Origin of the sequence: Paracoccus aminophilus JCM 7686 (assembly GCF_000444995.1) — a bacterium.
In the GTDB taxonomy this organism is placed as follows: Bacteria; Pseudomonadota; Alphaproteobacteria; order Rhodobacterales; family Rhodobacteraceae; genus Paracoccus; species Paracoccus aminophilus.
In genome coordinates, this window is record NC_022049.1 from 67,722 (window position 1) to 85,101 (window position 17,380).

General features: G+C 67.1%; 16 protein-coding genes and 1 pseudogene. 9 read left to right on the forward strand and 8 right to left on the reverse strand.

What is annotated here, in order from left to right; all coding sequences use genetic code 11:
* Positions 1–44: 44 nt before the first annotated feature.
* From JCM7686_RS18440 to JCM7686_RS23620, 3 genes are all read left to right on the forward strand, one after another.
* Positions 45–1,082: a GNAT family N-acetyltransferase gene (locus JCM7686_RS18440; protein ID WP_020952233.1), complete on the forward strand. Its 1,038-nt coding sequence runs from the start codon at positions 45–47 to the stop codon at positions 1,080–1,082.
* A gap of 11 nt (positions 1,083–1,093) precedes the next feature.
* On the forward strand, positions 1,094–2,428 hold the full coding sequence (locus JCM7686_RS18445; protein WP_020952234.1) for a lysine N(6)-hydroxylase/L-ornithine N(5)-oxygenase family protein: 1,335 nt from the start codon (positions 1,094–1,096) through the stop codon (positions 2,426–2,428).
* A 128-nt stretch (positions 2,429–2,556) separates the two neighbouring features.
* Complete coding sequence (locus JCM7686_RS23620) at positions 2,557–3,093, forward strand: sigma-70 family RNA polymerase sigma factor (protein WP_020952235.1); 537 nt, start codon at positions 2,557–2,559, stop codon at positions 3,091–3,093.
* A gap of 14 nt (positions 3,094–3,107) precedes the next feature.
* Here JCM7686_RS23620 and JCM7686_RS18455 read toward each other — a convergent pair whose 3' ends face one another.
* The 3 genes from JCM7686_RS18455 to JCM7686_RS18465 are packed head-to-tail and all read right to left on the reverse strand — an operon-like array spanning position 3,108 to position 5,866.
* Complete coding sequence (locus tag JCM7686_RS18455; protein ID WP_020952236.1) at positions 3,108–3,902, reverse strand: ABC transporter ATP-binding protein; 795 nt, start codon at positions 3,900–3,902, stop codon at positions 3,108–3,110.
* Between the two features lie 6 nt (positions 3,903–3,908).
* Positions 3,909–4,874, reverse strand: coding sequence for an iron ABC transporter permease (locus tag JCM7686_RS18460; protein ID WP_020952237.1), 966 nt, complete (start codon positions 4,872–4,874; stop codon positions 3,909–3,911).
* Positions 4,871–5,866, reverse strand: coding sequence for a FecCD family ABC transporter permease (locus JCM7686_RS18465; protein WP_020952238.1), 996 nt, complete (start codon positions 5,864–5,866; stop codon positions 4,871–4,873). The genes JCM7686_RS18460 and JCM7686_RS18465 overlap by 4 nt, the downstream gene beginning before the upstream one ends.
* Positions 5,867–6,264: 398 nt before the next feature.
* On the opposite strand from JCM7686_RS18465, the gene JCM7686_RS18475 reads away from it, so the two are divergent.
* The 4 genes from JCM7686_RS18475 to JCM7686_RS18490 all read left to right on the forward strand — a co-directional run bounded on the left by JCM7686_RS18475 (position 6,265) and on the right by JCM7686_RS18490 (position 11,797).
* Positions 6,265–7,215 (forward strand): ABC transporter substrate-binding protein, encoded by a 951-nt coding sequence (locus tag JCM7686_RS18475; protein WP_051201698.1) that lies wholly within the window; start codon positions 6,265–6,267, stop codon positions 7,213–7,215.
* Between the two features lie 276 nt (positions 7,216–7,491).
* Entirely contained in the window at positions 7,492–9,681 is a 2,190-nt protein-coding gene (locus JCM7686_RS18480; RefSeq protein WP_020952240.1) for a TonB-dependent siderophore receptor, read from the forward strand.
* 96 nt (positions 9,682–9,777) lie between these two features.
* Complete coding sequence (locus tag JCM7686_RS18485; RefSeq protein WP_020952241.1) at positions 9,778–10,644, forward strand: AraC family transcriptional regulator; 867 nt, start codon at positions 9,778–9,780, stop codon at positions 10,642–10,644.
* Positions 10,645–10,759: 115 nt separating this feature from the next.
* Complete coding sequence (locus tag JCM7686_RS18490; protein ID WP_020952242.1) at positions 10,760–11,797, forward strand: 2Fe-2S iron-sulfur cluster-binding protein; 1,038 nt, start codon at positions 10,760–10,762, stop codon at positions 11,795–11,797.
* Between the two features lie 27 nt (positions 11,798–11,824).
* On the opposite strand, the pseudogene JCM7686_RS24110 reads toward JCM7686_RS18490, so the two are convergent.
* The 5 genes and pseudogenes from JCM7686_RS24110 to JCM7686_RS18510 form a co-directional block, all read right to left on the reverse strand.
* Positions 11,825–12,106, reverse strand: a pseudogene (locus JCM7686_RS24110) (aldehyde dehydrogenase family protein); the annotation flags it as partial.
* A gap of 15 nt (positions 12,107–12,121) precedes the next feature.
* Positions 12,122–12,484, reverse strand: a complete 363-nt coding sequence (locus tag JCM7686_RS18495) for a cytochrome c3 family protein (protein ID WP_020952243.1) — start codon at positions 12,482–12,484, stop codon at positions 12,122–12,124.
* Positions 12,481–13,110, reverse strand: a complete 630-nt coding sequence (locus tag JCM7686_RS24770; RefSeq protein ID WP_158442379.1) for a hypothetical protein — start codon at positions 13,108–13,110, stop codon at positions 12,481–12,483. The genes JCM7686_RS18495 and JCM7686_RS24770 overlap by 4 nt, the downstream gene beginning before the upstream one ends.
* Positions 13,111–13,490: 380 nt before the next feature.
* Positions 13,491–14,162 (reverse strand): hypothetical protein, encoded by a 672-nt coding sequence (locus JCM7686_RS23630; protein WP_020952245.1) that lies wholly within the window; start codon positions 14,160–14,162, stop codon positions 13,491–13,493.
* A gap of 172 nt (positions 14,163–14,334) precedes the next feature.
* On the reverse strand, positions 14,335–15,261 hold the full coding sequence (locus tag JCM7686_RS18510; protein ID WP_020952246.1) for a LysR family transcriptional regulator: 927 nt from the start codon (positions 15,259–15,261) through the stop codon (positions 14,335–14,337).
* 116 nt (positions 15,262–15,377) lie between these two features.
* On the opposite strand from JCM7686_RS18510, the gene JCM7686_RS18515 reads away from it, so the two are divergent.
* Both JCM7686_RS18515 and JCM7686_RS18520 read left to right on the forward strand, forming a co-directional pair.
* Complete coding sequence (locus tag JCM7686_RS18515) at positions 15,378–15,878, forward strand: nucleoside deaminase (RefSeq protein ID WP_020952247.1); 501 nt, start codon at positions 15,378–15,380, stop codon at positions 15,876–15,878.
* Between the two features lie 37 nt (positions 15,879–15,915).
* A complete protein-coding gene (locus JCM7686_RS18520; protein ID WP_020952248.1) occupies positions 15,916–17,298 on the forward strand; it encodes a nucleobase:cation symporter-2 family protein in 1,383 nt (460 codons plus the stop codon).
* Positions 17,299–17,380 lie beyond the last annotated feature (82 nt).

Consider the following 17,380-nt stretch of genomic DNA (forward strand, 5'->3'; position numbering starts at 1 on the left):
GCCATGCAGGCGAGCGATGCAGGCCAAGGACGCAGGAACTCCCGATGACGTTTGACCTTCCCCCTTTCGACCTTCCGGACCCCTTTCTCGCGCGGCGCGACGGCGCGCGGATCTTGCTGGCGGGGCCCGCGCCCCAAAGCCTCGGCCTGCGCGATGCGGGCGAGGGGCGGCTCTGGCCCGCTTGCCCTGAGGGCGGTCTGCCCGCCGCGCTCGCGGTCTTCGAGGCGCTGAGCGCAGGCCCGGACGAGGTCGTCCTGATGCTCGATCCCGCGCCTTGGGCCGCGCTTTTGCCCGAGCTGCACGCGCGCGGCATCGCGGTGCCCTTCGAGGGCGCTTTCGCGGTCTTTCCCGCGCTTTTCTGGCAGGTGCCCGACCGCTGGCTGGCCCATGCAGCGCCGCCTTTCCCCGAGCTTTTCCGGCGCGGCCCGCATGGCCGCCATCCCCTGCGCCCGCCGAAACCCGAGGGGCTGCTCTATCGCCGCTTCATCCCTTGGCTTGGCCAATGGCTGACGCTGCGCGCGCTGGATTTGGACGATCTTCCGACCTTCCACCGCTGGCAGAACGATCCGCGCGTCGCGGCGTTTTTCGAGGAAAGCGGCACGCTGGACCAGCACCGCGCCTTGATCGAGCGGATGCTGGCCGATCCGCATCTGTTGCCGGTGATCGGCGCGCTCGACGGGCGCGATTTCGGCTATTTCGAGCTTTACTGGGCGCGCGAGAACCGGCTCGGCGCGGTCCATGATTGCGCGCCTTGGGACCGCGGCTGGCATGTGCTGATCGGCGAAGAGGATATTCGCGGCGCCGAACATGTCACCGCCTGGCTGCCCGCGCTCATGCATTACATGTTCCTATCCGAGCCGCGGACCCGCACGATTCTGGGCGAGCCCAAGGCCAGCCATGTCCAGCAATTGCGCAACCTCACGCGCGGCGGCTTCGGCAAGATCCGCGACTTCGATTTCAGCCATAAGCGCGCCGCTTTGGTCGCGCTCGATCGCCAGCATTTCTTCGACGCCCGGCTCTGGGCGCGCCCGCCCGAAAGCGATGGCCGCCCGCTTCGCCTGTCCCCGACGGTTCTTCTTTAAGGTCTTTTCCCATGTCCGAAGCTTTTCTTTCCGAACCTTTCCGCCCCGATCAAGCCCACCCCACTCAGGCCCACCCCGACCACATCCACGAGCTGATCGGCATCGGTTTCGGCCCCTCCAACCTCGCGCTGGCGATTGCGCTTGAGGAGCGCCAGAGCGGGCTCGATGCGGTCTTTCTCGAAGCCAAGCCACGCTTTGCCTGGCATCCGGGGATGCTGCTGAAAGGGACCGATATGCAGGTCTCCTTCCTCAAGGATCTGGTGTCGCAGCGCAATCCGACCTCGGGCTTTTCCTTCCTGAGCTATCTCCATGACAAGGGGCGGCTCGAACGCTTCATCAACCGCAAGACCTTTTTCCCCAGCCGGGTCGAGTTCAATGATTACCTCGATTGGGCGGCGGGCCGTCTGGGCGGGATCTGCGCCTATGACCAGCGCGTCGAGGCGATCGAGCCGGTGCGCGCGGGCGCGGGCGTCTCGCATCTGCGCATCCACAGCCGCGACGGCGCCGGGCGCGCCACGGTGCGGCAGGCGCGCCAGATCGTGCTCGCGCCGGGCGGCCAGCCCCATTGGCCCGAGCTCTTCGCGCCTCATCGCAGCGATGCGCGGCTCTCGCATTCCAACGATTTCACCGCCCGCGTCCTGCCCAAGCTGACGCCGGGCGAGCGCATTGCCGTAATCGGCGGCGGCCAAAGCGCCTGCGAGATCTTCGCGACGCTCGCCGCCGATCCGGCCTGCCCGCGCGTCGATCTGATCCTGCGCGGGCCTGCCCTGAAACCCGCCGATGACAGCCCCTTCGTCAATGAGATCTTCGAACCCGCTCATACCGATCTCGTCCATGCTTTGCCGCCCGAGGCGCGCGCCCAGCATCTGCGCGAGTTTGCCGGGACGAATTACGCGGTCACCGATCTCGATCTGCTCCAGCACATCTATGGCCTCCTCTACGAGCAAGAGGTCGAGGGCGCAGCGCGGTTGCGGATGATGGCCGAAACCCAGCCGGTTGGGCTTCAGACGGTCGGGCAGGGGGCGGGTCTTCATCTGACGCTGGACGCGCAGGGCCGCCGCTTCGGGCTCGATTATGACCGCATCATTTTGTGCACCGGCTATCGCCGCGAGCTTGGCCAGACGCTGCTTTCAGGTCTCGCCGACTGGCAGACCGGCGCCGCGCCGGACCGCGATTACCGGTTGCCGATGAAGCCCGGCTTCGCGCCCACCGTCCATGTTCAGGGCTATAGCGAGCCGACCCACGGGCTCGCCGATACGCTCTTGTCGGTGCTCGCGCTGCGCTCGGCGGAAATCGCCGCTTCGGTCGAGCTGGCCCGCGCGGACCGGCGGATCGCTGCCGAGTAAGCCAGAGGTCGGCCTTGAGCGGGTCGGGAGATCGTGGCACCACAGGCTTTCTATCCACCCACGCTTCGCGCCGGCAGACGGAAACAGGACCGCCCTTTCCCGGGCCGGTCTGTGGCGTGGAGAGAGACATGTCACCCAATCCCCAAACTCAGATCAGGCCGCGTTCGCCGCGCGATCAGGCCCTGTTGCTTGATGAGCTTGTCCAAAACCGCAACCTGCTTTTATGCGACGCGCTGCGCATTCTGGGCGCGCGCGACCGCGCCGAGGATGTGCTGCAAGAGGCGGCGCTGCGCGCGCTTGGGCGCAACTCGGGCGAGACCCTGCGCGACGGGCGCCATTTCGCGCGGCGCATGGTGCGCAACCTCGCCATCGACCGGCTGCGGCGCGAGCGCTGGCTTGCGGGCGACGAGGCGCTCGAGCGCCAGCCAAGCGCCGGGCCCGATGTCGAGCGTTGCCTTGCCGGGCGCGAGCTTCTGGGCCGGGTCGAGGCCCAGCTGCGCCAATGCCGCGCGCGCGACCGCGAGGTCTTCTTGCGCCACCGCGTCATGGGCGAGCCGCAAAACCTGCTTGCGCGCGAATTCAACCTCTCGCCTGCGCGGGTTCATGCGATCGTGACCAAGATCCACAAGGATATCAGCGCCTTGCGGATCGACGAACCGGCCTGAACCCCGACGCGCGCCTAGATCCCTCGGGGCAGGACCACCGGCCCCGAGGCGGTTTCCACGCAATCGAACGGAATGGCAAAGGCGCGTTCGAGCGGTGCTGCGGCCAGAACCTCGGCCGTCGGCCCATGCGCGATCAGCGCGCCGTCGCGCAGCGCAATGATCTGATCGCAGAGCCGCGCGGCCAGCGTCAGATCATGGATGATGATGACGATCTGGCGCTTGGCCGAGAGCGTTTTCAGCAGCCGCACCAGCTCGGCCTGATGGGGCAGGTCAAGGAAGTTCAAGGGCTCGTCGAGCAGGATCGTCCCGCTTTCCTGCGCCAGAACCAGCCCGATCCAGGCGCGCTGGCGCTGCCCGCCCGAGAGGCTCTCGACCCGGCGATGCGCCAGATCGCCCATGCCGGTCGCGGCAATCGCGCGCGCGACCGCCTGATGATCGGCGGGGGTCAGCGGCAGGAAGGGGCGCAACCAAGGCGTGCGACCTCGCGCGACCAGCTCGCGCACCGTGAGCCCGGGCGGGGCCTCGCCGGTTTGCGGCAAAAGCGCAATCGCCCGCGCGCGCGTCTTGGGCGAGAGCCGCGCCAGATCCTGCCCGCGATGGCGGATCTCGCCCGCCGTGGGGCGCAAAACCCCCGCGAGGCTGCGCAACAGCGTGGTCTTGCCGCAGCCATTCGCGCCAATCAGCCCGGTGATCCCGGGCGTTATCTCAAAGCTGAGATCGCGCAGGATCGCCGCGCCGCCAAGCGTCACCGAGAGGTTGCGCACCGCGAAGATCGGGCCGCTCATCTGCGTGGTTTCTGTCTCGATCATGGCCCCTCAGCTCCGATTGCGGCGGAACTCTCCGGCCAGCACGATCAGAAGGATCGGCGCACCGATGAGCGCGGTATAAAGCCCGGTGGGCAGGAAGGTCGCGGGTGAAATCGCGCGCGCGAGCAGATCGGCCAGCGTCACGAAACCCGCCCCAATCAGCGCCGCCGCGACGGGCGCGGGACGGCCTCCCGCCAAGCGGCGCGAGAGCGGCCCCGAGGCCAGCGCGACAAAGCCCAAAGGCCCGGCGAGTGACACGGCCCCCGCCGCGACCAGCGCGGCGAGCAGCGCCAGAGCAATGCGTGAGGCCGCGACCCGCAGCCCCAAGGCGCGCGCCAGATCATCGGTGAACTCCAGCCGATCAAGCAGCCGCCCGGCGAGCAGAAGAGGCACCATCAAAGGCAGGATGCGCGCGGCTTGGCCGATCTCGGCCCAGCCCGCGCCATTGAGCGTGCCGGTCAGCCAAGTCATCGCCATGCCCGCCGCGCCGTCATTGGCGCGCAGGATCATCGCCTCGGTCCCGGCGCTGGCAAAAATCGCAAGGCCCAGCCCCTGCAGGACCACGGCGCGCGACGAGAGCCCACTGCGCCGGTCCCAAGCCAAGGCCCCGATCAGCGCCATGCCGCAGAGACCGCCCGCCCAGGCGCCGAGCACGGTCGAGCCGCCCGCGAGCATCGCCGCGACCGCGCCAAAGGCCGCGCTCTGGGTAACTCCGATAATATCTGGCGAGGCCAAGGGGTTGCGCAAAAGCGTCTGGAAGGTCAGCCCCGCGAGCCCCAAAGCCGCGCCCGCAAAAAGCCCGAGCAGAAGGCGGGGCAGGCGCAGGCTCCAGACCATGCGGCCTGCGCCCTCGGGATCGCCAAGCGCGGCCCAAAGCGCGCCGGGGGGCAGCCAGTTGCGCCCGGCGGCCAGCGCGGCTGCGGCCAGCGCCAGCACTCCGGCGGCAAGGGCGAGATGGCGCAGCGGCACCCTCATCCGCGCGCCCTCAGGATCTGGCGCACGAAGAGCATGAAGGCGGGCGCGCCGATCATGGCGAGCACCAGCCCGACCGGCAGCTCTGAGGGGCGGATGGCGATGCGCCCGATCGTGTCGGCACTCAGTGCCAAGGCCGCGCCAAGCGGGGCCGAGATCAGGATCAGCGCGGTCAGGCTCGACCCGGTCCGGCCGCTGGCGAGACGCCGTGCGAGATGGGGGGCGATCAGCCCGATAAAGCCGACCGGCCCCGCCAAGGCGACGCTCGCGCCCGCGGTCAAGGCGATTGCGCCGAGGCCAAGGCTCAGCACCCGCGCAGGCGAGACGCCAAGCGCCGCGCCGAGCTCGTCCGAGAGCATCATCGCCTCGATCCCGCGCGCCGCGATCAGCGCCAAAGCCATGCCGCCAAGCGCGACCGGCGCCAGCGCGGCCAGCCCCGGCCCATCGGCCATGGCAAGCGAGCCGACCATCCAGAAGCGATAGATATTGCGCGCCTCGGGGTTCATCAGCACGACCAGCGCCACCACCGACATGCAGATGCTGGCAAAAGCCGCCCCGGCCAAGGGCAGGCGCAAGGTGGTCTCTCCGCGCCCGGCAAGCAGCCGGACCAGCACCGCTGCCAAAGCCGCCCCGCCAAGCGCGAGCCCCGCGACCGCGGCGCGCGGCAAGGCGCCAAAGCTCATCAGCCCCAGCACCACCGCCAAGGCCGCGCCCGCATTGACGCCGGTCAGGCTGGGGTCGGCCAAGGGATTGCGCGCGATCGCCTGCATGACCAGCCCCGCCACCGCCAACGCCGCGCCGACGACAATCGCCGCGAGCGCGCGGGGCAGGCGCAGGCCAAGGATGAGGTCGCGGGCGGGGGTTTCCGCTCCGGTCAAGGCGCCGATGACCTCGCCCGGCGCGATCTTCTGCGCGCCCAGACTGAGGGCGGCCAGAAAGGCCAGGGCCACGAGGCCCCAAAGCAGCAGAAGCGGGAAGGCAAGCGAACGGGCCATGGCGTCCTGTGACCGGGAAGGATGCTGGCGTCTGGCTGGCTGCCCCCTTCCTGCCGCGCCGCGCCGCAGGGGTCAAGGGGGCGAAAGGACCGGGGCAGGGTGAGGTGGGCCAAAGCGCGGGGCAGGGCGCAGGGATTGGGCGCGAGGATTGGGCACGAGGATTGGACCGGCGGACGCGATCACAGCGGGCGCAAGCCGCAGGGCCCTCCGCCCCGCTTTGGATTTCGCTGCATGGCGACGCGAAGTCCAAGCTCGATCCGCTTATGCGGGCGAATGCGCGGATTGCCGATATGGGTCTCGCGCCACGGGTTGATTGACGCCGCACCCGGCTCTGGGTTAGCGCTTGGCCGATGCCAAGCCCGACGCCAGGCCTTCCCGCTTTGACCGGAGACCTGTCGATGTCGCTCAAACCTTTGGCTCTTTCCCTGATCCTTGCCGCCTCGGCTTCGCCGCTTTCGGCCGAGCCGATCCATCTCAGCCACAGTTTCGGCGAGACGGTGGTTGATCCCGAGAAGGTCCAGCGCATCGTCTCCGTCGGCTATCACGAGCAGGATTTCCTCTATGCGCTCGGCCTCGCGCCGGTGGGCGTGCATGAATGGTTTGGCAAGAAACCCTATGCGACCTGGCCCTGGGCCGAGGCCGCGCGGCAGGCGGTTGGCGCTGAGCCCGAGGTGCAAAATGGCTTCGAGATCGATGTCGAATGGGTCTGGTCGCTGCAACCCGATCTGATCGTCGCGACCTTCGCGCCGATGGATCAGCGCACCTATGAGGCGCTGTCGCAGATCGCGCCGGTTTTGGGCCGCCCCGAGGGTTTTCCCGATTGGGGCGCGCCTTGGGAGGAAGAGCTGCGCTTGATGGCGCGCGCGACCGGGCGCGAGGCCAAGGCGGAAGAGATCATCGCGGGTCTTGACGCCCGGATTGCGAAATCCGTCGCGGATCATCCTGAATTTGCAGGGAAAACCGCGACGATGGCCTATTTCAACGAGGGCCAGATCGTCGGCTATCGCAGCACGGATGGCGCGAACCGGCTGCTTGGCAAGCTCGGCTTCGCCACGCCCAAAGCCTATGACGAGATGGCGGGCGCGGGCGGGAATTTCACCGTCAGCACGGAACGGCTCGATCTTTTCGACCTCGATGCGGTGCTCTGGCTGGTCGAGCCGCCCTCGCGCGCGGTCCTTGAGGCGCTGCCGGTCTGGCCCGCGACGCGGATGGCGCGCGAGGGCCGCGCGATCTGGGCCGATCCCGAGCTCGTCGGCGCGATGAGCTTTCAATCGCCGCTCTCGATTGGCTGGGGGCTGGATCAGCTTGTGCCGGCGCTCGCCACGGCGGTGGCGGGCAAGGCGCCCTGATCCGGCGGTTTGCGGGCGCGTTCAGGGGGCCGGCCATGACCGCGCCATCGGCCCGCATCGGCAAAGAAGCTCCTGCCGGAAAGGACAGCAGGCCTGCCCCCTCACGAATTCTTGACAAAAAAGGTTTATATCCGGCACAACCCTTCTACCCAGGAAGGCCCGGCTTTTGCCCGCGCGACCACGGCATCCCCGCTTGAGCCTCGGCTCTGTCTTTGCCGCAACCTCCGCGCGCGTCCCTGACCCGGGCAGGCGCGAGTCCAACCCGGATCAGATCTCATGCCTTCCGCCTTGTTTTCGCCGATTTCGAGCCCCTCGCGCCGGGTCCTTGCCGCGCTTTTGCTGACGGGCAGCGCCCTGAGCGCCCAGATCATCGCCCAACCCGCGCAGGCGCAATCGACCGATGCGCGCGCGCCGACCAGCGTGACGCTCGACACCGTCGTCATCGACGGCAGCCTCGAATCGCCGATTGGCGGCGGCACGGGCTATCTCGCGACCAATTCCGCGACCGCCTTCAAGGGCGGGGTGCCGCTGACCGAGACCCCGCAATCGGTCTCGACCGTAACGGAAAAAGAGCTCGACGACCGCAAGCCGCGCCAGATTCAGGACGCTTTGGCCTATGTGCCGGGCGTGACCGCCGGGATCTGGGGCGTCGATGACCGCTTTGACCAATTCCTGATCCGGGGCTTTGATCTTGGCACCTCGGGGATCTATCGCGACAGCCTGCCGAACAAGGCGCAGAACTTCTCGGGCTTCAAGATCGAGCCCTATATGGTGCAGCGCATTGACGTTTTGCGCGGGCCGTCCTCGGTCATCTATGGCTCGAATGATGCGGCGGGGATGATCAATGTCATCTCGAAACGCCCGAAATTCGAGAATTTCGCCGAAGGCCAATTGAGCTATGGCTCGCATAAAACCGCCTCGGTCGGCGTCGATGCCGGGGGCGTGCTCGATCCGGCCAAGACGCTGGCCTGGCGGGTGACGGCCTTGCGCCGCGACGGCTCGACCGCGATCCACGATTCGGACAATGACCGCAGCCTGATCGCGCTTGGCCTGACCTGGGCGCCCACCGATCAGACCGAGGTCACCTTCCTTGGCCAATGGCAAAAGGATGCGCTGACCCCGAACTCCTTCATGCCGGTCGCGGGCGAGGATTATCCGGCGCGCTTTGGCGATCTGCCCAAAAGCTTCACCCGCAGCCAGAGCCCGTTCAACCGCTTCGCGACCGAGCAATATAGCTTTGGCTGGCAGGCGCGCCATGATCTGAGCGAGCAGCTGACCTTCCGCCAGAACTACCGCCATGCCCGCCAGAAGACCGATTACCGGCATCTCTATTTCAACGGCATGCATGATCCCGACTGGAATCCGACCGAGGATTCGATGAATTTCGCGGCTTTCGCCGTCGATGAGGTCGCGCGGCAGGACGCGATCGACAACCAGCTCGAATATCGCTCGACCGTGGCTGGGGCGGAAAACCGCGTGCTCTTGGGCGTCGATTACACCCGCCAGCAGGTCACGGGCACGGCGGCTTATGATGCGAGCTATCAGGTCGATATCCGCAATCCCTCGTTGAATTTCCCGGTCGCCTATCCGCCGATCTATTCCGACAGCCGGACCACGGTGACCGAAAAAGGCGTCTATATTCAGGACCATCTGAAATTCGACAATGGCCTGAGCCTCACCGCCGGGCTGCGTCGGTCGTGGCTGGAAAACCGCAACCATGACCGCCTCAGCGGCACGACCACGGTGCAGAAGGACAGCGCCACCACCGGGCTCTTCGGGCTGACCTATGACCTTGGCAATGGCTTCATCCCCTATGCGAGCTTCACGCAGGGCTTTACTGCCAATATCGGCCGGACCTTCGCGGGCGAGATCTATCAGCCGACCAAGGGCCGCCAATGGGAGGCCGGGCTGCGCTATGCGCCGACCGACCGCAACCTGCTGATCTCTGGCGCGATTTTCGACATCACCAAGACCAATGTCCTGACCTCGGACCCGAGCAATCCCGGCTTCTCGGTCCAGACCGGAGAGGTGCGTCACCGTGGGCTGGAACTCGAAGCACGCGGCAATCTGACCGAGCAGCTCTCGCTGATCGGCGGCTATACCTATCTCGATCCGAAGATCACGCGCTCGAATGACGGCGATGCGGGCCATCTGACCCCGCTTGCACCGCGCCATCAGGCCTCGGTCTGGCTAGATTACGATTTCAGCGGCGCGGCGCAGGGACTGAGCCTTGGCGGCGGTGGGCGCTATATCGGCGCGACCTGGGGCGATACGGCGAACACCCGCCGGGTCTCGGCCTATACTTTGGCCGATGTCTCGCTGCGCTATGAATGGGACGCTTATGTCGCGGCGCTGAATGTCACGAACCTCTTCAACAAGGAGTATTTCGCGACCTGCGACGCTTCGGTCGGCTGCATCACCGGCGCCGGGCGCGAGGCGACGCTGACGCTGTCGCGCCGCTTCTAAGCCATGACGGCCCGCGCCATATGCGCGCGGGCTTGACCCTTGGCGGGGCCGTGCGCAGATCTGAAGAGCCCCGCGCGCAGCCCCGCAAGGACAGAGATGGAGACGCCCTTTTCAACCAGCGACCCGGCCAGAGATCCGGCCAGAGACCCGGCAGGTGATCCCGCCCGGCAAGCCGCGCTCGCCCGCGCCTTGGCCGCTCTGCCGGTTGCGGCGCTGGCCGTGCGCACGGATGAGGCGCTCGACAACGGTCCCCATCACCATCCGGCCGGGCAGGTGATGAGCAGCCAAAGCGGGCTGATGACGGTGATCCTGCCCGCGCAAAGCCTGATCGTTCCGGCCAATCAATGCGTCTGGATCCCGCCCGGCACCATCCATGCGGTGCGCGCGCATGGCGCGTTTTCGGGCTGGGGCGCCTTTCTCGCGCCCGCGGCCTGCGCGCTGCTGCCGCCCGAGCCGCGCGTCTGGCGCAGCTCGGCCCTTCTGCGCGAGGCGGTCGAGCGGCTGGCAGCACTCGGCCCGGGTCTTGCCGCGGGCGCCACGCCCCGCAACCACCATCAGCGCCAGCGCAATCTCGGCGCGGTCATTCTCGACGAGCTTTGCGATCTGCGCGACGAGCCGCTGACCCTGCCCACGCCCGAAAACCCCCGCCTGCGCCGCATCACCGAAGCGCTTAGCCGCGATCCCGGAGACCGGCGCCCGCATACCGATTGGGCGCGGCTTGCGGCGGTCTCGCCGCGCACGCTGACCCGGCTGTTCCGGGCCGAAACCGGGATCAGCTTTAGCGAATGGCGCCAACGCGCCCGCGCCTTTCGCGCCTGCGAATTGCTGGAACAGGGTGTCGCCATCGGCACCATCGCCCGCGAGCTGGGCTATGACAGCGCGGGCAGTTTCATCGCGGCCTTCCGCCAAAGCTTCGGCACCACCCCCGGCGACTATGCCCGCCGCCGCGACGGGGCTCTGTAGCTGGGGCGCTTTCGCGCAGATTGGCCGCAAAGCCGGACAGCTTGGCCGGAAATCGCATTGAGCGCCTTGGCCCGCCTGCCCAGATCAGCCGGGCAAGCACAGCAAGGACAAGCGCATGTTGATCTGGGCAGGGGTCGCCACCATCGGCGCGGTGACAGCACTTTCGGTAAGATATCGGACCTACAAAGATTATCTCGAACGAAAACATGAGTTTGAGCTGCTCGACTGGCAAACCTTCGGCGCGCGGACGCTTCTGGTGACGCTTGGCGCGCGGGGTGGCCGCGCTTTGCCAAAATGGCAGCCCGGCGCGCATCTCGTGCTGGAAATCCCCTCGGCTCAGGGTGGCGCGGTGCGGCGCGCTTTTTCGCTCTGCGGCGGCACGGCGACCAGCTATCAGCTCGCGATCGCCTGTCGCCCCGAGGGCAAGCTGACCGGACCTCTTGTGCGCGATCTGAAAAAGGGCCTGCGCCTGACCGCCTATGCCCCGCGCAACCGCTTCTTTCGCCTGAGCAAAAGCCGCGCGCCCTTGGCGCTGATCGGCATCGGCACCGGCATCGCGCCTTTGCTGCCGATGGCGCGGCAGGCTTTGGCGGCGGGGCGCCGGGTCTCGGTGCTTTACGGGGCGCGCGATCTGGACAGCGCGGTGCTTCATCGCGAGTTCAGTGCGCTCGCTGAGGCCGAGGGCATGGGCTACCGGCTAACGCTCAGCCAGCCCGCGCCGGATTGGCAGGGCGCGCGGGGTCGCATCGGGCCGGAGGAGATCGCGCATCTGGTCGCGGATCATCCCGGCGAGATCTGCCTTTGCGGCTCCGAGCCGTTTTTGCAGGCCTGCCGCGCGACGCTCGCCGCGCTTGGCTGGCAGGGGCGGCTCCAGAGCGAGGCTTTCGCGACGGCGGCACCCCCCGCCAACCGCGCGGCGCGCATCTCCGTGAACGGGCAGAGTTTCGCGCAGGGCGATGCGCCCAATCTGCTGGCCGCTTGCGAGGAAAACGGCGTCTTTCCCTTCGCCGAATGCCGCTCTGGGCAATGCCGCTCGTGCCGCGTCACAGTGGTCGCGGGCGAGGTCAGCACCCCGGATGGCGGCAGGACCACGGGCGCGCAGATCCTCGCCTGTCAATGCCGCGCGCTGGGGGATGTGACGCTGAAGCTTTGACCCCGGCGCGCCAGCGATCGAGCCGAGAACCACCTGAATATCGGTATCTTCGGCAAGGCCCTCTTCGCCGAATTCGCCCTCGAAGCCCGACATTTCCCGCCCGCCAAACGGCGCATTCGGCTGGATCATCCCATGTGTGTTGATCCCGACCGAGCCGCCGAGCCCGTTCGGGCTATCATTCGCCGCCGCAATCGCCTCGTCGAAATCGTGGTGGCGGGTGATCGGCAAAGCCGGGTCGAATTGCTCTTCATCGACCAGAGGATCGCCGTTTTCAGCCCCGCGATCTGCAGTTGCCCAAAGCCCGCCCCCGCTTTACCGCGCGGCTCAGAACTTGTTGTCGGGCAGATGGCACGACAGGCAGCGCCGCGTCGGCCCCGCCGCCTTGCCCGCCGCGTGATCCTCGACATGGCACGAGCGGCAGAGGTTGTGGAACTGCTCCTCAAACAGCGGCGCGACCTTGGCATCGGTCAGGTGGCAGGTCACGCAAGAGGGGCCGGGGATGCGCTTGGCGAATTCGTGGTGACAGGTCGCGCAGGTGACCGAGCCGTGGTCCTTATGCGCGAAGGTCATCGGCAGCGCCCAGGAGCCGCGCCCGAACTGATCGCCCCGGACCGGGCGCGGACCGGGCGGGCCAAAAGCGACAAGCGCGCCGCCTCCGATCAGCAAAGCAAGGAGCAGCCATTTCATGCGATCAGGCTCCGGATCAGGACGAAGGCCGCGACCGCGACCCCGCCCGCCGCCGCGAAATCGCCCAGCCGCGCCGTCGGCGCCGCGCTCAGCCGCGCCCAATAGGGCCGCCCCAGCGACATGCCAAGCGCCAGCAGCGCAAGCCCCGCCGCCTGCCACCAATAGGGCAGGTAAAAGCCCGAGAGCACGATATGGATCAGCGCGGTAACGACAACCAAAGCGGCAATGACGCGGTGCCAGAAGCGAAAGCCCTGAAAGCGGCGATGCACCTTCATGCGGTCGGGCATCCGCGCCAGCACGGTCAGCAGGCACAGCCCCAGCGCCGCCGCGAGCCCGAGCCACATGTAAAGCGGCGCGCCCGGCAGCAGGTAGAACCTGACCGTGCCATCGCCCGCGATCAGCCAGAAGGCATGGGCGAGCACCACCGCCAGCACGCCATAGCCCAGCATCTCGTGGCGCCCGACCCGAGGCCCGCGCGCGCGTGGGATCATCTGAAACAGCAGCCCGGCAAAACCGAGATAGCCAAGCGCGCCGCCGAGATCCCAGAACCAGCCGCCGCCATGGCCCGGCAGGGTCAGAAAGGTCAGGGCGAAGACTGCGCCAACGATCAGAATCAGAACCTTCACCCGCAGTCTCGCCTCACGTCTTTCTTCGCGTCTCTCAAATCGCTCGCGGCTGGACCGCCCCCGGATCATGGCTCTGGGCCAGGGATAGGGCGCAATCGACAGGCCTGCCCGCTCCAGCACCGGGGCGAGGTCGCGGCGCAGGGCCACGACATCGGGCACCGGCGCAGCCCGGCGACGGGCGACCTCTTCCGCGGAGAAAGGAGAGGCCCCCGCTCCCCAGAGGTCCAGCACATAATTCATCACCTCAGCCGTTTGTCTGCCCACCGACCCCGCCGAGCCCCCGGCACAGGCATGAGATAGCTCCGCCCCAGATCATCCCCGGCAATATGGCCGAGCGAGCCCGGAAAGGCCGGACTGCCCGCCACCTCAGCGCTCATGCCCTAAAGACCGTGGCAGTCCGAGTAATGGAGGATGTAATCCTGCCGCGCCGTGGCCCGTGTCACTGGATATTTCGCTGCCGGACGCCCCGCGCTTGGGGCGGGAGCCGCCGCGATCTCGGCGGCGGCGGGCAGTGCGGAGGCCACCAGCCCAAGCGCGGCGCAGGCCAGCGCAGATCGCGACCTCGCCAGCCGGGCCAAACGCGTCGCGGCAGCGCGCATCGAAGCAAAGCGCACCGGGGCAAAACGCATCGCAACAAAGGCAAAAGGCCCGCGCATCGCCAAATCCTTTGGCCGAATCGCCTTGAGATCGGCGGGCCCGAGCGTGCCGTCACGCGCCGCTGTGATCTCGCTGACCGTGACGGTTTTTCCTGTCTTGCCAAGCTCTTGCAGCACCCATGTGCCAATCTCGGCGAGCACTTCATCCGAGGTTCCCGCGACCGCAGGCACGACCATCCCGGCGTAACTTTCGCCGCGAATGGTCAAAGGCGCGCTCATGCCCTTGGTCACGACGCCGCTGAGATAGGCCGGGGCGGCATCGCCCAGAGCCTGCCAGAACTCGGGCCGGTCGAGCGGCGGTGCGAGGCGAGAATGCGCCGAACAGACACTGGCGCGCGTCAGATGGGATCGCCTCGGGCTTTGGTTGATGCTCTGGGTCGCGATGTCACGCCTCACGCGGCACGCTCGTGGCGCGTTGATGACTGCGGATAACTTCTCCTCTCGGGCCGATCCTTCATCGGCGGTTCAGGAACTAGACCATGCCCGCGCGCCGCGATCTTGGATTCTCGTGCCAGAGAGCTTGCCGCTTGCGCCACCGCGCGCGCCCCGCCGAAAGGGCAGCCGCGCCCTAGCCCGGCGGCACGTCAGAGGCGGAATGCGCTTCGGCGGCGCCATCTGGCCCGGTCGGCAGATTGCGAAAAAAGCCAGCGATCAGCCGGGTTTGCGCGGCATTCAGCGGCGCGGTCAGCGCGGTGCAAAGCGACAGCCGCTCGGCCAATCGCCGGTTGCCCAGGCGGCCAAAACTGAACCGCCCGGCCGCCACCCCCGCCGCCGCATCGAGCGAGGTCAGAAAGCTGATCCCCACGCCCGCCGCCACCGCATCGGTCAAAAGCGCGATCGAATTCGTGCGCAGGACGATCTTCGGCTCGGCATGGACGCGGTAGATCTCGGCATCGAGACGCGGCCAGACCGAGAGGCTGGTGTCGGGCAGGCACAAGGGCCAGCGCAGGCAATCTTCGAGCCGATAGGGCGCCTCTCCCACCGGGGCCAGCGCGGGCGCATAGACCACGCCAAGCTCATAGCTTTGCTCGGCATGGATGCGCAGCGCCGGCATTCTCGGGACGTTGAAGGCAATCAGCGCGTCGATCTGGTTCTGGCACAGCTGCTCGACCAGCGTCTCGGTATTGCCGATGCTGACCTTGAGCGAGACGCTTGACGACACCAGCCCGCCGACCACGAAAGGCGTCAGGCATTCCATGATGCCAAGCCGCAGATCGCCGCGCGCGCGACCCGCCGTGCGCGCCATCGCGAGCCGGAGCCCGCTTTCATCGTCGAGCCATTTGCGCGCCTGAACCAGCAGCGCCTCGCCCTGCTCGGTCAGCTGCACCCCCTGCGGCACCCGCACCAAAAGCGGCGCGCCATAGGCCTTTTCCAGCATCTGCATCTGTCGGCTCAAAGCCGAGGCCGAGAGGTTCAGCTTTTCCGCCGCGCCGCGAATGGATTTTTCGCGGGCAACCTCGATGAAGGTGAAGAACTCGCGGGAGAAGGCAGACATGGGGAACGGCCTTGTTCGAAAATTTCGCACATGATGCGCGATTCATACCGTTTGTTGCAAGCCTCCCCTTAGGTCAAGCTACAGCCAGAGGAAGACCAAGGGGGAGGAGACCCAGCATGTCAAAATCCGACAAGAAAGCGGAGCCCACCGCCGCAGATCTCGCCAATCTGCGCGAGACGATGCAGCTGGCGCAGGCCAGCCGCGACAGCGGCAACCATCCGTTCGGCGCGCTTCTGGCCGGGCCGGATGGGGCGGTGCTGCTGCGCTCTGGCAATACGTTTCGCGCAGATAAAGGCGTCGGCCATGCCGAGATGAATGTCGCGCGCGCCGCTGCCAAAGCCTATCCGCCGGAGTTTCTCGCAGAATGCACGCTGGTGACCTCGGTCGAGCCCTGCTGCATGTGCTCGGGCGGGACCTATTGGGCGGGGATCGGGCGCGTGGTTTACGGCATGACCGAAAAGCGGTTGGCCGAGCTGACCGGGGACAATCCCGAAAACCTGACGATGGACATGCCCTGCGAGCATATTTTCGACGCGGGCCAGCGCCGGGTCGAGGTTCTGGGCCCGGTGCCCGCGCTCGAGGAAGAGATCGCCAAGGCGCATGAGGGGTTCTGGTAAGCCAGAAACCCGGTCCCTCCAGTCAGGAAACCGCAAAATGACCCAAACAGACCTCTCCCGGGCGGCAGGCCCGCAGAGCGGCGCGCGCGTGGCGCCCGTCGACGAAATCCTGCCCGCCGGACGCATGTCGCTTTTGGCCGCCCAGCATGTGCTGGTGATGTATACCGGCGCGATTGCCGTGCCCTTCATCATCGGCAGCGCGCTTAATCTGACCCAGGCGCAGGTCGCCTTTCTCATCCAGGCCGATCTCATCACCTGCGGCCTGGCCACGCTGATCCAAACCGTCGGCTTCTGGCGCTTCGGCGTGCGGATGCCCCTGATGCAGGGCATCACTTTCGCCGCGATCTCGCCGGTGATCGCGATCGGCTCGAACCCCGCGATCCTTGCGGGCGGGCCGAATGCCGGGCTTCAGGCGATCTATGGCGCGGTGATCGCGGCCGGGCTTTTCGCCATTCTGATGGCGCCGCTTGGCCGCTATATCGTGCGCGCCTTCCCGCCCGTCGTCGTCGGTGCGGTGCTGACGGTGATGGGGCTCAGCCTGCTGCCGGTCGCCATCCAATATGCGGCGGGCGGCTTTGTCCCGGACGCCGGGCGGCCTGCCTATATCGGGCTCGCCTTTCTGGTGCTGGCGGCGATCGTGCTCCTGAATGTCTTCGGGCGCGGCTTTATCAAGAACATCTCGGTGTTTCTCGGGCTGATCATTGGCGTCATTCTGGCGGCGCTGATGGGGATGCTCGATTTCAGCGCGGTGAAGGACGCGGCCCCGATTGCCGTGGTCACGCCCTTCCATTTCGGTATGCCGACCTTCCATCTGATCCCGATCCTGACCATGTGCCTTGTCGTCGCGATCACTTGGGTGGAATCGATCGGAGACACGATTGTCGTCGGTGAGATGGTGGGCAAGCCCGCGACCGAGCGCACGATTTCTGACCTGCTGCGCGCCGATGGGCTTTCGACCATGCTCGGCGGGATAATGAACTCGTTTCCCTATACCGCCTTTTCCGAAAACGTCGCGCTAGTCAATATCACCGGGGTGCGCAGCCGCTGGACGGTGGCGCTGGCGGGCGGCTTCCTGATCGTGCTCGGCCTTTCGCCGGTGCTCGCGACCGCGATCGCCTCGCTGCCAAAGCCGGTGGTTGGCGGTGCGGGTTTCGTGATGTTCGGCACTTTGGTCGTCGTCGGCATCAAGACGCTGCAAAAGATCGACTTCGAGACCAGCTTCAACAATTTCATGGTCGTGGGGCTGAGCGTCTCTATGGCGATGATCACCATCGTGAAGCCCGATTTCTTCCAGTTCATGCCGGATTGGTCGCAGGTCGTGTTCCACTCGCCCGTCATCATGGGCGCGCTGACCGCGATTTCGATGAATGCGGCGCTGAACGGGCTGAAGGGTCACACCGGCATCGTCGCCGCGCATTGAGCCCTGACGGAGAAGCCCCACCGAAAAGCCTCACTGAAAAGCCCCGGCCCGGAGATCAATCCGGGCCGGGGTTCATGCGTTG

Excerpts from the sequence above, each read along its gene's own strand:
- JCM7686_RS18485 (WP_020952241.1), top strand. The coding sequence starts at position 9,778 with ATGGAGACGCCCTTTTCAACCAGCGACCCGGCCAGAGATCCGGCCAGA.
- JCM7686_RS18480 (WP_020952240.1), top strand. The coding sequence starts at position 7,492 with ATGCCTTCCGCCTTGTTTTCGCCGATTTCGAGCCCCTCGCGCCGGGTC.
- JCM7686_RS18495 (WP_020952243.1), bottom strand. The coding sequence starts at position 12,484 with ATGAAATGGCTGCTCCTTGCTTTGCTGATCGGAGGCGGCGCGCTTGTC.
- JCM7686_RS18460 (WP_020952237.1), bottom strand. The coding sequence starts at position 4,874 with ATGAGGGTGCCGCTGCGCCATCTCGCCCTTGCCGCCGGAGTGCTGGCG.
- JCM7686_RS23620 (WP_020952235.1), top strand. The coding sequence starts at position 2,557 with ATGTCACCCAATCCCCAAACTCAGATCAGGCCGCGTTCGCCGCGCGAT.
- JCM7686_RS18445 (WP_020952234.1), top strand. The coding sequence starts at position 1,094 with ATGTCCGAAGCTTTTCTTTCCGAACCTTTCCGCCCCGATCAAGCCCAC.
- JCM7686_RS18455 (WP_020952236.1), bottom strand. The coding sequence starts at position 3,902 with ATGATCGAGACAGAAACCACGCAGATGAGCGGCCCGATCTTCGCGGTG.
- JCM7686_RS18510 (WP_020952246.1), bottom strand. The coding sequence starts at position 15,261 with ATGTCTGCCTTCTCCCGCGAGTTCTTCACCTTCATCGAGGTTGCCCGC.
- JCM7686_RS18440 (WP_020952233.1), top strand. The coding sequence starts at position 45 with ATGACGTTTGACCTTCCCCCTTTCGACCTTCCGGACCCCTTTCTCGCG.
- JCM7686_RS18520 (WP_020952248.1), top strand. The coding sequence starts at position 15,916 with ATGACCCAAACAGACCTCTCCCGGGCGGCAGGCCCGCAGAGCGGCGCG.
- JCM7686_RS18465 (WP_020952238.1), bottom strand. The coding sequence starts at position 5,866 with ATGGCCCGTTCGCTTGCCTTCCCGCTTCTGCTGCTTTGGGGCCTCGTG.
- JCM7686_RS18475 (WP_051201698.1), top strand. The coding sequence starts at position 6,265 with ATGTCGCTCAAACCTTTGGCTCTTTCCCTGATCCTTGCCGCCTCGGCT.
- JCM7686_RS18490 (WP_020952242.1), top strand. The coding sequence starts at position 10,760 with ATGTTGATCTGGGCAGGGGTCGCCACCATCGGCGCGGTGACAGCACTT.
- JCM7686_RS18515 (WP_020952247.1), top strand. The coding sequence starts at position 15,378 with ATGTCAAAATCCGACAAGAAAGCGGAGCCCACCGCCGCAGATCTCGCC.